This is a genomic window from Allobosea sp. 05T439, assembly GCF_056396005.1.
On sequence record NZ_JBFTKP010000003.1, the window covers coordinates 178,948 to 193,186 of the forward strand.

Annotated in this window: 13 protein-coding genes; 6 read left to right on the top strand and 7 right to left on the bottom strand. The window is 66.3% G+C overall.

Translation table 11 applies throughout. The features are described from left to right. Position 1: 1 nt before the first annotated feature. The 3 genes from AC1DIO_RS04805 to AC1DIO_RS04815 form a co-directional block, all read right to left on the bottom strand. Positions 2-946, bottom strand: a complete 945-nt coding sequence (locus AC1DIO_RS04805) for an ABC transporter permease (protein ID WP_441488591.1) — start codon at positions 944-946, stop codon at positions 2-4. A gap of 107 nt (positions 947-1,053) precedes the next feature. After that, the gene (locus AC1DIO_RS04810) at positions 1,054-2,592 is read right to left on the bottom strand and encodes an ABC transporter substrate-binding protein (RefSeq protein ID WP_476853176.1); all 1,539 of its coding nucleotides are present in this window, start codon (positions 2,590-2,592) and stop codon (positions 1,054-1,056) included. Positions 2,593-2,624: 32 nt separating this feature from the next. After that, a complete protein-coding gene (locus AC1DIO_RS04815) occupies positions 2,625-3,662 on the bottom strand; it encodes a succinylglutamate desuccinylase/aspartoacylase family protein (RefSeq protein ID WP_441504678.1) in 1,038 nt (345 codons plus the stop codon). Between the two features lie 99 nt (positions 3,663-3,761). On the opposite strand from AC1DIO_RS04815, the gene AC1DIO_RS04820 reads away from it, so the two are divergent. The 3 genes from AC1DIO_RS04820 to AC1DIO_RS04830 all read left to right on the top strand — a co-directional run bounded on the left by AC1DIO_RS04820 (position 3,762) and on the right by AC1DIO_RS04830 (position 7,679). Further along, positions 3,762-4,508 (top strand): GntR family transcriptional regulator, encoded by a 747-nt coding sequence (locus AC1DIO_RS04820; RefSeq protein WP_441504679.1) that lies wholly within the window; start codon positions 3,762-3,764, stop codon positions 4,506-4,508. Between the two features lie 23 nt (positions 4,509-4,531). After that, positions 4,532-5,704 carry a mandelate racemase/muconate lactonizing enzyme family protein gene (locus AC1DIO_RS04825; RefSeq protein ID WP_441504680.1) on the top strand — a complete coding sequence of 391 codons (1,173 nt, stop codon included), beginning with the start codon at positions 4,532-4,534 and terminating at the stop codon, positions 5,702-5,704. 370 nt (positions 5,705-6,074) lie between these two features. Next, entirely contained in the window at positions 6,075-7,679 is a 1,605-nt protein-coding gene (locus AC1DIO_RS04830) for an ABC-F family ATP-binding cassette domain-containing protein (protein ID WP_476853177.1), read from the top strand. Between the two features lie 187 nt (positions 7,680-7,866). Here the strand turns inward: AC1DIO_RS04830 and AC1DIO_RS04835 are convergent, their stop codons facing one another. Then, a complete protein-coding gene (locus tag AC1DIO_RS04835) occupies positions 7,867-8,670 on the bottom strand; it encodes a lipid II flippase Amj family protein (protein ID WP_441504682.1) in 804 nt (267 codons plus the stop codon). 120 nt (positions 8,671-8,790) lie between these two features. After that, complete coding sequence (locus AC1DIO_RS04840) at positions 8,791-9,315, bottom strand: hypothetical protein (protein ID WP_441504683.1); 525 nt, start codon at positions 9,313-9,315, stop codon at positions 8,791-8,793. 240 nt (positions 9,316-9,555) lie between these two features. On the opposite strand from AC1DIO_RS04840, the gene AC1DIO_RS04845 reads away from it, so the two are divergent. Further along, entirely contained in the window at positions 9,556-9,753 is a 198-nt protein-coding gene (locus tag AC1DIO_RS04845; protein ID WP_441504684.1) for a hypothetical protein, read from the top strand. A 184-nt stretch (positions 9,754-9,937) separates the two neighbouring features. On the opposite strand, the gene AC1DIO_RS04850 is transcribed toward AC1DIO_RS04845, so the two are convergent. Next, positions 9,938-10,831, bottom strand: a complete 894-nt coding sequence (locus AC1DIO_RS04850) for a LysR family transcriptional regulator (protein WP_441504685.1) — start codon at positions 10,829-10,831, stop codon at positions 9,938-9,940. Positions 10,832-10,944: 113 nt separating this feature from the next. Here AC1DIO_RS04850 and AC1DIO_RS04855 point away from each other — a divergent pair, with 113 nt between their 5' ends. Next, positions 10,945-11,685, top strand: coding sequence for an SDR family oxidoreductase (locus AC1DIO_RS04855; protein WP_441504686.1), 741 nt, complete (start codon positions 10,945-10,947; stop codon positions 11,683-11,685). Positions 11,686-11,752: 67 nt separating this feature from the next. Continuing rightward, the gene (locus AC1DIO_RS04860; protein ID WP_441504687.1) at positions 11,753-12,664 is read left to right on the top strand and encodes an SDR family oxidoreductase; all 912 of its coding nucleotides are present in this window, start codon (positions 11,753-11,755) and stop codon (positions 12,662-12,664) included. A gap of 64 nt (positions 12,665-12,728) precedes the next feature. Here AC1DIO_RS04860 and AC1DIO_RS04865 read toward each other — a convergent pair whose 3' ends face one another. Further along, the gene (locus tag AC1DIO_RS04865; RefSeq protein ID WP_476853178.1) at positions 12,729-14,144 is read right to left on the bottom strand and encodes an aldehyde dehydrogenase family protein; all 1,416 of its coding nucleotides are present in this window, start codon (positions 14,142-14,144) and stop codon (positions 12,729-12,731) included. Positions 14,145-14,239: the final 95 nt, after the last annotated feature.

Consider the following 14,239-nt stretch of genomic DNA (forward strand, 5'->3'; position numbering starts at 1 on the left):
GTCAGGACAGCCTCACCCGCGGGTCGACGACTGCGTAGAGGAGATCGACGATCAGATTGATCAGGAGATAGACCACCGCCAGGAAAAGCAGGCCGCCCTGGAGCACGGGAAAGTCGCGGGAGGCGATGGCGCCGACGATCAGCCGGCCGATGCCCGGAATCGAGAAGACCTGCTCGATGATGACGGTGCCGCCGAGCAGCGCGCCGGCGACGATGCCGATCACGGTCAGGATCGGGATCATGGCGTTGGGCAGGCCGTGGCGCACCACGATGTAGAAGCGCGACAGGCCCTTGGCATTGGCCGTGCGGACGAAATCCTGGTTCAGCGTTTCCAGCATCGAGGCGCGCGCCATGCGGGCGATGAAGCCGACCTGCACGAGCCCGAGCGTGAAGGCGGGAAGGATGACCGTCTTGAGCCAGCCGAGCGGGTCGGTGCCGAAAGCGGTAAAACCGCCGCTCGGCAGCCAGCCGAGCGAGACGGCGAAGACCAGAACCATCACCAGCCCCAGCCAGAAATCGGGGACGGAGAGGCCGAGCAGCGCCGTCGTCATGAAAAGCTGGTCCGGCCAGCGATTATGGAAGACGGCGGCAGCCACTCCGGCGGGCACGCCGAGCGCAATCGCGATGGCGAGTGCAAAACTGGCGAGCGAGAGCGTCACGGGCAGCCGCTCCAGCAAGGCGCCGGCGACGGAGCGGTTCAGCAGCACGGATTGCCCGAGATCGCCGCTGAGGACGCGCCCATACCATTCCGCCATCTGCAGCGGCAGCGCCTTGTCCAGTCCGAGCGCGGTGCGCAGCGCCGCGACCTGCTCGGGCGTGGCCGAGGCGTCGAGGAAGGCGGCCGCCGTATCGCCCGGAACCAGCCAGATCAGGGCGAAGGACATCAGCGAGACCAGTGCGAGCACCAGGATCGCGCTGGCGATCCGCCGGATCATAAAGCTTGCCATCAGTTGTTCCGCTTCGAGAAGGCGCAGCCGCGCAGCCCGCCAGCGGCGGGCCGGCATATAGCGGGCCGATCTGCGGGCGCGCTGTCTGACGCGCCCGCAGGCTGGCGTCAGCGCTCGAGCCAGACACCCCACATGCGCGGGATGCGGTAGGGCTTGAAGTTCTTCAGCTTGGCAGTGCTGATCTGGAAGACGCCGTAATTGCCGGCCTTCATGGCGACCGCGTTGTCGTACATATGGGTCTGGAAGCGGTCGAACAGCGCCTTGCGCTTCGCCTCGTCCATCTCGCTGCCGAGCGACGCCGCCAGCTCGTCGATGACGGGGTCCTTGGCCTGCTGCGAGAGACCGTTGACCCAGGGCGCCATGACGGAGGCCGGCCCTTCGAAGGGMTCGATGCCGAAGCCGTGGGTCCAGAAGGTCCAGCCCTGCGGGGTGAAGCCGATCTTCGAGACCGTCGGCCAGTCGGCGATCGAGATATCGACATTGATGCCGATCTCCTTCAGCCGTTCCTGCAGCACGGTTGCGGTGTCGACATTGGCCCGCAGGTTGTCGACGATGAAGGTGGTCTTGCCGCCCTTGTAGGAGGATTTTGCCAGGAGCGCCTTGGCCTCAGCCAGATCGGCCTTGTTGTACTTGGCGCTGCCGGCCGTGCTGTAGAACGGCGCGCCGGGATAGAGCCAGCTCGGGTCGATCTGGTTGATGTCGGAATAGGCGATGCTCATGATGTCGTCCATGTTCAACGCGGCCTGGACGGCGAGCCGGAAATTCTTGTCGTTGCCCGGCGCCTCGGCATGGTTGAACTTGATCACCTGCAGGCCGAAGGGCACCACCTTGTGGATCGCGAAGCGCGGATCGCTGCCGAGGCGCTTGGCGGTCGGCCCATCCGCGGTTTCGTTGAACTGGATCTGACCGGATTCGAGCGCTGCGGTGCGAGCGCCGCCCTCCGGCATGAAGCGGAAGGTCACGGTGTCGAGGAAGGCTTCCTTCTTGCCGGCAAAACCATCGCGGCCCGTACCGTTGGGATTGGGCACATAGCCGTCGAAGCGCGCGAGCTTCACATGGCTGTCGGGCTTGTACTCCACGAATTTATAGGGGCCGGTGCCGATGATCTCGATCTTGCCGGCCTCTTTCGCGGCTTCGCTCGCCGGATAGATCGCCAGCGGCGCCCGCGGCGAGGACAGGTTGTCGAGGAATGTCGCCTGCACCTGCTTCAGCGTGATGGTGACTTCATGCGGGCCGGTCGCCTTGATGCTGTCGATGGCCGAAACCAGGGCCAGCGAGGCGCCGATCTTGCGGTAGCGTTCGAGCGAGGCGACGACGTCATTGGCGTCGAGCTCCTTGCCGTTATGGAACTTCACGCCCTTGCGGATCGGGAAGACATAGGTCTTGCCGTCGGGCGAGATGGTGACGCCCTCGGCCAGCTCCGGCACCGGCTTGGCGTTCTCGTCGCGGGCATAKAGCGTCTCGAAGATATGCAGGGTGACATTGCGCGAGGCCTGCGCCGAGGTGATCTGCGCATCGAGCGAAGGCGGCGCCTGGCTGATGCCGATGACGACGTCCCCGCCCTTCTGCTGGGCGGAGGCTCCGGCCTGCATCGACAGGAGCATGGTTGCTGCAAGCGCGTGGCCGAGAATGCTGTGCTTTTTCATGCCTGATCTCCCCTTTTTGATTATTCAGGACGTCACTGGGCAGCGCGGGTCTCGTCGTAATCCTCCATCACCACGGCCACGGCGTCGCCACGCTGGACGCGGCCCGGACCGGCCGACATCCACAGGACGCCGTCGAGCTGGTAGCGAATTTCGATCGGTGGCCGGTCGACATCCTCGACGAAATGCAGCAGCCCGGCGAGCTCGCCGGCCCGGCAGATGTCACCGACGACATTCTTCGGCTCGAACAGCCCGCCCGATGGCGCAAAGCTGTACCCGGCGGCGTTGCGGACCATCATGTGGCGGGTGCCTTGCGCCCCATCGCGCTGGCGCGTATCGGGGCTGCCCTCCATCAGCTTGAAATGCTTGAGAATGTTGAGCAGCGCACGGTCGGCGATGCGCACGCCCTCGACATTGACGCGCCCCCAGCCGCCGAGCTCGGTGCCGAGCGAGAGGATGCCCCGGCGCTCGACCGAGGATGTCAGCGTCGCGCCCTCGTCGACGCCCCAGAACACGACATTATAGGGCGCACCGAAGGCCGCGGCCGCCGCCATGGTGCGCTCCCGGAGCCCGGCATCGGCGACGTAATGCATGTTCGTCGACAGAGCTGAATCGCCGGAATGGCCGGCCGTGTGAAGGTCGACGGAGATATCGACATGCGGCAGCAGCACCGCATCGACGAAATGCGCCAGCATCTCCGAGAAGGTCCCGCGCGGATTGCCGGGGAAGCAGCGGTTCATGTCGCGGTTATCGACCGGCGACAGCCGCGTGTCGTTCATCACGGCCGGGATGTTCAGCGCCGGTATCATGATGACGCGCCCCTGGATCGCGCCAGCATCCAGGCTGCGCGCGAGCCGGGAGATGGCGATCGGACCCTCATACTCGTCGCCATGGACGCCGCCTGTAAACAGCACGGTCGGCCCAGTGCCGTTGCGCACGGAGATGATCGGGATCTCGACCGTGCCCCAGCCGGAGGTGTTTCGCGAGAGCGGCGCCTTCAGGTAGCCGGCCTGGCGGCCTGGCGCATCCAGATCGATTTCGCAGCGAATGCGGCTCTCGGCAACGGTGACCATCCCTACCCCCTCCTTGCTCTTGTGATCGTATGATCGTATACGATTCTACGATTAGTCAAGTAAGGCCGCCGCAGGGCGAGGCAAGTGCAGCAGACGAAGATGCAGCAGACAAAAACCAATGCGAGGGCGGAGGCGCCAAGGCCGGTATCGCGCGGCACGGGCTGGCTGCCGCTGCAGCCGCAGACCCTGGTCGACCAGGCGATCGAGGCCATCATCGCCGGCGCGGCCGCCGGCCTGATCCTGCCCGGGGACCGGATCGTCGAGGCCGAACTCGCCCGCAAGCTCGGCGTCAGCCGCGTGCCGGTGCGCGAGGCGCTGCGGCTGCTGGAGAGCCAGGGCGTCGTCGTCAACGAGCCCTACAAGGGCATCCGGCTGCGCCCGGTGACGAATGGAAGGGTTGCCGACCTCATCGAAACCCGCATCGCGCTCGAAGCCAGCGCGATGGGGCGGGCGACCGCGGCCGGGCGCAATCGCGGCCACCATCTCGACCCGCTGCGCAAGGCGGTTGCGGAAATGGAGCTGATGGCGGCCCGCCACGATGCCTATGGCGTCGCCGCGGCCGACACGCTGTTCCACCGCGCGCTCTGCGAACTCGGCGGCAACAGCGTGACGCTCGATCTCTGGGAGACGCTGTCGCGGCAATTCACCATCATTTTCGGCCTGGCGACCTTCGGCAAACCGATGCTCGGTGTCGTCGAGGAGCACCAGGATCTGCTCGTGGTGTTCGAGGCCGGCGACATCGCGGCGATCCGCGCCGCGCTGGACGAGCACATCACCGTGATGAACCAGGCCATGGATTACGAAGCCATCATTGCCCGCCGCCGCGCAGAAAGGGACGAAGCGTGACTGTTTCCCAGACGAGCCTAGCCATGACGACCCAGCGCCCTACCAGCCTGCCCCCCTTCAAGATCACCCGGATCGAGGCCGCCCCGCTCTTCGGTGAGAGCCCCAAGGGCGGCTGGTCGGCGGAGATCCGGCCCGACGACTCGATCCATGCCCTGATCGCGGTCCATACCGACCAGGGGCTGATCGGCTATGGCAGCTCGTTCACGGATGGGCGGCTGGTGCAGGCCGGGCTCAAGGTGCTCGAGCCGCTGTACCTCGGCGAGGACGCGCTCTCCCCCGATCATCTCAGCGAACGGCTGCACCAGAACACGTTCTGGATGGGACGCGGCGGTACGCTCACCCATACGATCAGCGGCATCGACATCGCGCTCTGGGACATTCTCGGCCAGGCGACCGGGCTCAGCGTCGGGCGGCTGCTCGGCGGCAGCTATCGCCGCCGCGTGCAACCCTATTGCTCGCTGCTGATGGAAGAGCCGGCGGCGATGCGCGAGGTGATCGCGACCTATCGCGACAAGGGCTTCACCGCCTTCAAGATCGGCTGGGGTCCGTTCGGCCGGGCGCTGGACACCAGGCTCGACGAAGCGATCGTGCGAGCGGCGCGGGAGGCGGCCGGCGACAAGGCAAAACTCTTCGTCGATGCCGGCGCGAGCGATGCGCTCTGGCCGCATGGCTTCAAATGGGCCAAGCGCACCGCGGAAATGCTGGCGGATTTCGATGTCGGCTGGTTCGAGGAGCCGGTGCGGCCCGACGCGATCGAGGAGTATCGCGAGCTGCGGCTATGTTCGCCGGTGCCGATCGCCGGCTGCGAGGTGCTGACGCGGCGCCAGGCCTTCCTGCCCTGGCTGGCGCGCGGCGCCGTCGATATCGTCCAGCCCGACGTCACCAAGGTCGGGGGCTTGTCGGAGCAGCGCCGCATCGCCTGGATGGCCGACGATTTCGGCGTGAAATATATCGGCCATGGCTGGAACACGGCGCTCGGCCTCGCAGCCGACCTGCAGATGGCCGCCGCGTTCCCGAGCGCGGATCTGGTCGAGTTCATTGGCGGCAGCCCCTATGTCGACGGCATCCTCGCCGAGCCCTTCGTGCTCGACGGCGAGGGCTGGCTGACGATCCCCGACCGGCCGGGCCTCGGCGTCAGCATCGACCAGGACAAGCTCGCCCGCTACACGCCGAACCCCGGACTGCTCTTCGCCTGAGCCAGACTTTGGGGCCGCGCGGGCAAGGCACCGACATGCGAAGCCCCGCCGGATCGTGCGAAACGGCGGGGCCGATGCAAGCGCGACACAAGAGCTGGGGGGCTGAAGATGTGCCGCGCTGGGAGAAACATACACTCAGCAAGCTGACATTTAGCTGACAGCCCCCTGTCCTGTTCGCCCAGCTCCGGCTGTGCCAAAAGCGCGACCGTCCAGACCCGGCGTGCAATGCAAAGCCTCCGTACGACGCTTGATCCGGAGGGATCACGGAGCTAGATAACGCCCGTTATCAGTTCCCACAGGATGTCTGCAGCCATGGATTTCACCCCGACCGCAAAGCCAGTCCGCCTTGCCCCCGGGGAGATCCGTATTCATGCCTGCCTCCATCATCCTGTCCCATCTGACGCTGTCGGCACCTGACGGCCGCTCTCTCCTCTCTGACCTCGACCTGAGTTTCGGGCCGGAACGCGTCGGCCTCGTCGGCCGTAACGGCATCGGAAAGACCTCGCTTCTCCGGTTGATCTCTGGCGAACTCTCCCCCCAGTCGGGGCGCGTTTTTGTGAGCGGAACGCTCGGCGTCCTGCGCCAGGCCGTCCAGATCAATCCCGACGAAACGATCGCGGGGCTGTTTGGAGCGACTGAGGCGCTGGCGCTCCTGCACCGTGCCGCGGCCGGCGAAGCCACCATCGACGAACTCGGGAAAGCCGACTGGACGCTTGAGGCGCGCCTGTCGGCCGCCCTCGCCCAGGTTGGGCTTGAAGTGCAACCGCAGGCGCGACTGACTGCCCTCTCCGGCGGGCAGCGCACGCGGGCCAGCCTCGCTGCGCTTATCTTCGCGGAACCCGATTTCCTCCTGCTGGACGAACCCACGAACAATCTCGACCGGGAAGGCCGGAGCGCCGTGATCGATCTCCTCGCCAACTGGCGCTCTGGTGCCATCGTCGTGAGCCATGATCGCGAACTGCTCGAGACCATGGATGCCATCGTCGAGCTGACCTCTCTCGGCGCGACGCGCTGTGGCGGCAATTGGAGCGCCTATCGCGAGCGCAAGGCGCTCGAGCTCGCCGCCGCGCAGCACGATCTCGCGGACGCCGACAAACATCTCGCCGAATTGGCCCGCGAGGCCCAGGCGGCAACCGAACGCAAGGCCCGCAAGGACGGGGCCGGCCGCAGGACAGGTGCGAAGGGCGGCATGCCACGGATCGCCCTGGGCCTGCTGAAGGATCGCAGCGAAGACAGCGGAGGCGGCAATGCCCGCCTCACCGAGGACAGACGCTCGCAGGCCTTGGCGGCCGCGACTGCCGCACGCGAGCGCATCGAGATTCTGCAGCCGCTCTCTGTAACCCTGCCCTCGACAGGGCTGCCGGCGAACAGAACCGTGCTGACGATCGATCGCGTCAGCGCAGGCCATGAGCGGGAGCGGCCGATTCTCCGCGACCTCTCCCTGACGGTGACCGGCCCGGAGCGCCTGGCCGTCACCGGCCCCAATGGCTCGGGAAAGACGACCTTGCTTGCGTTGATCGCCGGACAGTTGCGGCCCTGGGCGGGGAGCGTCCGCGTCCTGACCGGTTTCGCCATGCTCGACCAGCGCGTCAGCCTGCTCGATCCAGCGCTCTCGATCAGGGACAATTTCCTTCGGATCAATCCGCAGGCCGACGAAAATGCCTGCCGGGCCGCGCTCGCCCGCTTCATGTTCAGGGCCGATGCCGCGCTTCAGCGCGTCTTGTCCCTCAGCGGTGGACAGATGCTGCGTGCCGGCCTCGCCTGCGTTCTCGGCGGAAAGACCCCTCCTCCGCTGCTCCTGCTCGACGAGCCGACGAACCATCTGGACATCGACTCGATCGAGGCTGTGGAGGCCGGGCTGCGCGCCTATGACGGCGCGCTCGTCGTCGTCAGCCACGACGAAGCACTCCTGGAGGCGTCGCAAATCTCCCGGCGGCTGGAACTGCCGTCGGGGAGAGCGACCACACTGTCTTAGCGAGCGGAAGCAAGGTGACCGGCGCCGCATCGGAGCATGTGCGAGGAGGAGATCGTCGCGGCGGGCGGCGAAGCCTGTCTCGCATGATGGCCGATGCAGCCGTCAGGCCGCCGCTGCTGGCGAGGGTCGGCGGGCAGCACTCGATCAGTCAGCTTGCCCCCCACTGTTGGAGCTCAGGCAACGGGCGCTAGATTGCCTTGGCGACCCAGACGATCAACTGCGCAGCAGGCACCAGAATGGCCTGAGCAGCGATGGTTCCCGCCAAACGCCCGGCAATCATCCAGACCACGACCTTTCGGAAGAAGCCGTCATCCGAGGTTCCGCTGACGGTGTCGTCCGTAAGGGCCGCAAGATAGGGATCGATCAGGATGAACATCATGATCGTCGCGACGCCGTTGATCACTGAGGACAGCGTGCTCGCAGTCACGCGCAAGTCCGGATCGATCGTTCCGGCATAGATCGCCGCCAGCACGCCAACGGTCCAAAGCGCACTGGCTACGAAATTCATCAGGATGACCGACACGGGAACATCTGTCGGGAGCTTGAGAAGATAGAGATTCTGGTAGCTCGGGATCTTGGCCGATGTCCCGAGGAGGGAAACGCCGCGTGGCGTCAGAGAGCGCGCCAACAGGCGCGGCATCGAACGATTTCGTTTGAAGCTCGACACCGCGATCGTCGAGTAGCGTTGAAAGGTCGGGATCAGCAGGCCACCGATCAAGGTGGCGGCCGAGGCACTGGCGATGATCAGCGCGAAATCGAAATGAAGATCATGGAGTATGGGACTCTTGATGGCGTTCTCGACACGCTTGGCCAGGAATGGCCCCTGAAATGAATTTGAAGTCCGCGAGATCAGGACGAGAACGTTGAAGAGGGAGAACGCGATGGCGATGTGGCCGGTGCGGATGCCCGCAATCCTGAAGGCATAGGCGAGCGTGCCGATCAGGTGGATCACGAAGGTCAGCCCAATGATGAGCGCCAACTGAAAATCCATGGTTCCCTCCCCAGGCGGCCGTGATCCCTGTCCCGGGCCCAGCGCTATCATGCCGACCGAGCCTCAGCCATGACCCCGGCTTTGCCTCTCCTTTCAGAGGACGGCCGCCTCGAGGCGGCGTCACGGAGGCGATGTCGTTTCGTCGAAGCGGCTCCAGCCTGCCCGCTCATATTCGCCGCGGCGCGCCTTCGCATCGATCGGACCGGCTCCATCCAGGATCTTCTCGATGACCGCGGCATGGGAATCGGAGGTGCGGACCGAGACCACCGTGCTGCCGCGCCGGATCGTTTCCGCGTAGAAATGGGCCTCGTCCTCGCTCAGTCCGGCGCCGGTCAGCGCCCCGATCAGGCTTCCGGCTGCGGCGCCGGCCGTGGTGCCGACGGCCAATGTGCCGAGCAGCCACCCGGCCGCCAGAACCGGCCCGATACCAGGCAGGGGAAGTGCTGCCACCCCGGCCAGAAGGCCCGCGCCCGCGCCGACAGCGCCGCCGAGCTCGGCTCCCCGGGAGGCATCTTTGCTGATGGTCGCTGTGGGGGAGCGAATGATGCTGATGTCATCTGGCGGCAGGCCTGCTGCTTCCAGTCTCGTGATGGCAGTCTCGGCATCGGCAGGGTCGTCGAATGAGCGGATGATCGTGCGTGTCATCAGATCCGTCCTCGCTTGATGCGCCTTGGACTGAACCAAGATTGCGCCGGCTGGTTCCCGGCAGGCGCCTTGGCCCCGTTCAATCGGAACGCCGTCCTGAGCCGAAGGTTCGCGCGGAGGGCCCAGACATGTCTGGCGGCGTTCTTGCTGGGCATGTGGTGCGGGCGTGAGGTGTTCCGGAATGGAACACCTCGGGGCCGTGAAGACAGCCCAATGGGCACCAGAAATGAGGATCACACCATGCCGGATATGCCTCGCCTGGTCGAAAACCCCTCCCTGTTTCAGCGGCTTGGCCTTGAGCCCGAGCCAGCCCGAGCCGGTGTCAATATGGCACAATTGCTGGCCATACTCGAAGACATGTGCCGCATTCAGAAACAGCACGGCATCCGGCTGATGCTTCTCGAGCGCCAGTTGCGCACGCTTCGGCACAGGGCCTGAAACGGTTCTGAGCCCGACTGCGGCCGCCGGGCCCAACGCACAGGAGCTCCCCACCGCCATGAACGGGGCAGCGCCTGGTGCCTGCGCTTCGGCGGTGGCAGCCGATGCTGCTGTTTGAGAATCATAGGCTCGGTTTCGGGCGCGCCACGCCCCCGTCACCATACCAACAAGCGGCCTCCCCGCCCTACATGGTGCGGGACCGGAACTGTTCCGCCATCCAGTCGATGACGACGCGCACGCGCGGCGAAAGCTGGCGCGTATGCGAATAGAGGACATGGACGGGCAACGGGGTCGGAGGATAGTCCGCCAGGATCTCGACGAGCGCGCCGCTGGCCAGTTCGGGTGCGACGCGGTAGCGCGGGACCTGAATGATCCCGAGGCCGAGGCAGGCGCAGGCGACATTCGTCTCGGGGCCGGTCACGGTCACCACGGAAGGCGGGGTGATCTGCCGTTCCCGGTCGCGCTCGGTGAAAACCAGCGGACTGACGCTCGCCGCATCGGGAGCGAACAGGCCAATGATGCGATGATGCTCCAGATCGTCCGGCGTCCGCGGCTCGCCGAAGCGTTCGAGATAGGAGGGGCTCGCGAAGGTGCCGCGGCCGAGCTCCGCGAGCTTGCGCCGGATCAGGGGACTGTCGACGAGCGGGCCCGCCCGCAGGATGCAGTCGAACCCTTCGCGGACGAGGTCGAGAGCCTGATGCGCCTCGCCGATATGCAGGCGAATGCCGGGATAGGTCTCCAGAAAGCGGCCCAGCCCCGGCAGCAGGAAATGCCGGGCCTGCGTGCCATGGACATCGATCCGCACCAGGCCGCTCGGCTTGGCACCGGCAAAAGCGCCTTCCGCATCTTCGAGATCGGCGATCAGCGCCAGGCAGCGCCGGTAGTAGGCCTCGCCGTCGAGCGTCGGGCTGACCTGTCGGGTCGTCCGCTGCAGCAGGCGCACGCCCAGCCTCGCCTCCAGCCCCTTGACCGCATCGGTCACCGATGAGCGCGGCAGGCCGAGATCCTCGGCGGCCTGCGTGAAGCTGCGGCGCTCCACGATCCGGGTGAAGACCCGCATGGCATCGAAGCGGTCCATTATTCGCCTGTTCGAATAGTGATGCCGGATAATGGCTGATTATCCCGCGCAAGGGAACGTCCATTCTCCCCTCACAGCCGCCGGACACCGGTAGTGAGCCAAGGAGAAAGACCATGACGAACCCGAGCAGCAAGGTCGCGATCGTGACGGGCGCCTCAGGCGGCATCGGCGCTGCGGTTGCCGAGCGTCTCGCCAAGGACGGCTTCACCGTGGTGGTGAACTATGCCGGCAATGCCGCGTCGGCCGAGGCGCTCGTCGCCCGGATCGAGGCCGCGGGCGGTCGCGCCGTCGCCGCCCAGGCCGACATCACGAATGTCGAGGCGGTGCGTCGCATGTTCGACAGCGCCGAGGCCGCCTTCGGCGGCGTCGATGTGCTGATCAACAATGCCGGCATCATGACCCTGGCGAATATCGCAGACAGTGACGACGCCCTGTTCGAGCGCCAGATCGCGGTCAATCTGAAAGGCACCTTCAACACCCTGCGCGAAGCCGCCCGGAGGCTGCGCGATGGCGGCCGGATCGTCAATTTCTCGTCCAGCGTCGTCGGCCTGCTGCAGCCGGGCTACGGCGTCTATGCCGCGACCAAGGCTGCGGTCGAGGCGATGACGAGCGTCCTCGCCAAGGAGTTGCGCGGGCGGAACATCACCGTCAACGCGATCGCGCCCGGCCCGACAGCGACCAAGCTCTTCCTCGACGGCAAGCCGCAGGAGGTGATCGACCGCCTCGCGAAGCTCGCCCCGCTCGAACGCCTCGGCCAGCCCAAAGACATCGCGGATGCCGTCGCGTTCCTGGCAGGGCCGGACGGCGCCTGGATCAACGGCCAGACGCTGCGAGCCAATGGCGGGATCATCTGATCCGGCACGCCCGGGATTTCCCCGGGACCGCTGCACTTCATCTCACGCTCAGCAAGGGACCAGCGTCATGCCCAGCCCGTCCAGCCAAGTCATCCTCGTCACCGGCGCCTCCTCGGGCTTCGGCCTGATGACCGCCAAGGCCCTCGCGCGGGCCGGCCACATCGTCTACGCCTCGATGCGCGAGACGGAAGGCCGCAACGCACCGCAGGTCGCGGCTGCGGCGCAATGGGCGAGCGCGGAAGGCGTCGATCTGCGCACGGTCGAACTCGACGTCCAGTCGGACCCGTCCGCGGAGGCCGGTGTCGCCCGGATCATCAGTGAAGCCGGCCGGCTCGACGTCATCGTCCACAATGCCGGCCACATGGTCTTCGGGCCGGCGGAGGCTTTCACCCCCGACCAGTTCATCCAGCAATATGACGTGAACGTGCTCGGCGCGCAGCGCGTCAACCGCGCGGCCCTTCCCCGGCTGAGAGCCCAGGGCAAGGGCCTGCTGGTCTGGGTCGGCTCAAGCTCGACGCGTGGCGGCACGCCACCATTCCTCGCACCCTATTTCGCCGCCAAGGCAGCGATGGATGCGCTGGCGGTCTCCTACTCCACCGAGCTCGCGCTCTGGGGCATCGAGACCACCTTCATGGTGCCCGGCGCCTTCACMAAAGGCACCAACCACTTCGCCCATTCCGGCAAGCCTGCCGACGAGGCACGCGCGGCGGAATATGCGTCAGGCCCCTATGCCGGCATCGCCGACAAGGCGCTCAAGGGCCTCGCCGGTCTGGAACCCGCCGATGCCGACCCGGACGAGGTCGCCCGCGCGATCGTCCGGGTCGTCGACGCGCCTTTCGGGAAACGCCCGTTCCGCGTCCATGTCGACCCGTCGCAGGACGGCGCGGAGATCGTCAACGGCGTCGCCGACCGCATGCGCCGCGAGATCTACCGCACTATCGGCCTGGAAAACCTGCTCCATCCCGCGATCAACGCCTGAACCGCGTGCGGGTGGAGGCAGGGGCCCGCCGTTCAGCCGGGCCCCGGATACTAGCCTGCCCCGATCAGCCCATCACCGCCTTGGGTTCGAGATAGGCCTCGAGCCCGAACACGCCGTTCTCGCGCCCGATACCGGATTGCTTGAAGCCGCCGAACGGCGCCATCGGCTCCATGGGAGCGCCGTTGATGACGACGCGCCCGGCGACCAGCTGGTCCGCCACGGCCTGCGCGCGAGCGGGATCGGAACCGGCGACATAGGCGTGGAGGCCGTAATCGGTGTCGTTTGCGATCGCGATCGCGTCAGACTCGGTGCCATAGGGGATGATCGACAGGACCGGCCCAAAGATCTCGTCGCGCGCGATGGTCATGTCGTTGCGGACATCGGTGAAGACGGTCGGCCGCACGAACCAGCCATCCTTCGTCTCTTCTGGCCGTCCTTCGCCTCCGATTAGGAGCGTCGCCCCTTCCTCGCTTCCCTTGCGAATATAGGACTGGACGCGGTCCCATTGCCGTTGGCTGACCATCGGGCCGATCGCCGTTTCCGGATCGCGCGGGGCGCCCGACCTGACCTCCGCCACGGCCGCCTTGATCGCCGCCTCGAACTCCGCGAGCCTCGCCCGCGGCACCAGGATACGGGTGCCGGCGATGCAGGCCTGGCCGCTGTTCATGAAGCCGGCCATCAATGCGAAGGGCACGGMTTCAGCGAAATCGGCATCGTCGAGAATGACCATAGGCGATTTTCCACCAAGTTCGAGCGTCACGCGCTTCATCGTTTCGGCCCCGGCACGCAGGATTGCGCGGCCGGTCGCGGTCGATCCCGTGAACGAGACCTTGGCGATATCGCGATGTGCGCTGATCTCTGCCCCAACGACCTCGCCGCGACCGGTGACGATGTTGAACACACCGGCGGGAACACCGGCCTCGTGCAGGGCCTCGGTCACGATCTGGGTCTGGATCGCACTCATCTCGCTGGGCTTGATCACGGCCGTCGAGCCCGAGGCGATCACCATCGCGAGCTTGTTGCAGATGAAGCCGGCATTGGCGTTCCAGGGCGTGATCAGCCCGACGACGCCGAGCGGCTCCATCGTCACCTTCGCCGAGCCGATCCGGCGGGTGAACTCATAGGTCTCCAGCGTCTGCGCCGCGAGCCGGAAACCGCCGACCGCATAGTCCGACATCCACTCCGCCCGGGATATGGGCGCCCCATATTCCTCGATCACGGCCTCGGTCAGCTCGGCACTGCGCGCCTGCACCGCGTCGGCCAACCGATTGAGCAAGGCGATGCGCTCCTGCCTCGAGCTGCGTGAAAACGCGGGAAAGGCGCGCTTGGCGGCTGCGATCGCGGCGCGGGTGTCGATCTCGTCGCCGAGCTGGACCTGGCCGATCACGCGGCCGGTCGCCGGGTTGTGGAGGTCGAAGAGTTCCGTTCCGTGCGGCGTGACGAACGCCCCGTCGATATAGATCGTGTCGATGGTCTTCATGGCTGGCCTCCGGTGCCTCGGGTTTGATGAAGCCGAGATAGGCCGCTCGGATCGATTGGATAATCAGGATAAAGCGGCATGAAGTGATGCGGAAT

Excerpts from the sequence above, each read along its gene's own strand:
- AC1DIO_RS04850 (WP_441504685.1), bottom strand. The coding sequence starts at position 10,831 with ATGGACCGCTTCGATGCCATGCGGGTCTTCACCCGGATCGTGGAGCGC.
- AC1DIO_RS04835 (WP_441504682.1), bottom strand. The coding sequence starts at position 8,670 with ATGGATTTTCAGTTGGCGCTCATCATTGGGCTGACCTTCGTGATCCAC.
- AC1DIO_RS04855 (WP_441504686.1), top strand. The coding sequence starts at position 10,945 with ATGACGAACCCGAGCAGCAAGGTCGCGATCGTGACGGGCGCCTCAGGC.
- AC1DIO_RS04840 (WP_441504683.1), bottom strand. The coding sequence starts at position 9,315 with ATGACACGCACGATCATCCGCTCATTCGACGACCCTGCCGATGCCGAG.
- AC1DIO_RS04830 (WP_476853177.1), top strand. The coding sequence starts at position 6,075 with ATGCCTGCCTCCATCATCCTGTCCCATCTGACGCTGTCGGCACCTGAC.
- AC1DIO_RS04845 (WP_441504684.1), top strand. The coding sequence starts at position 9,556 with ATGCCGGATATGCCTCGCCTGGTCGAAAACCCCTCCCTGTTTCAGCGG.
- AC1DIO_RS04815 (WP_441504678.1), bottom strand. The coding sequence starts at position 3,662 with ATGGTCACCGTTGCCGAGAGCCGCATTCGCTGCGAAATCGATCTGGAT.
- AC1DIO_RS04805 (WP_441488591.1), bottom strand. The coding sequence starts at position 946 with ATGGCAAGCTTTATGATCCGGCGGATCGCCAGCGCGATCCTGGTGCTC.
- AC1DIO_RS04825 (WP_441504680.1), top strand. The coding sequence starts at position 4,532 with ATGACGACCCAGCGCCCTACCAGCCTGCCCCCCTTCAAGATCACCCGG.
- AC1DIO_RS04820 (WP_441504679.1), top strand. The coding sequence starts at position 3,762 with ATGCAGCAGACAAAAACCAATGCGAGGGCGGAGGCGCCAAGGCCGGTA.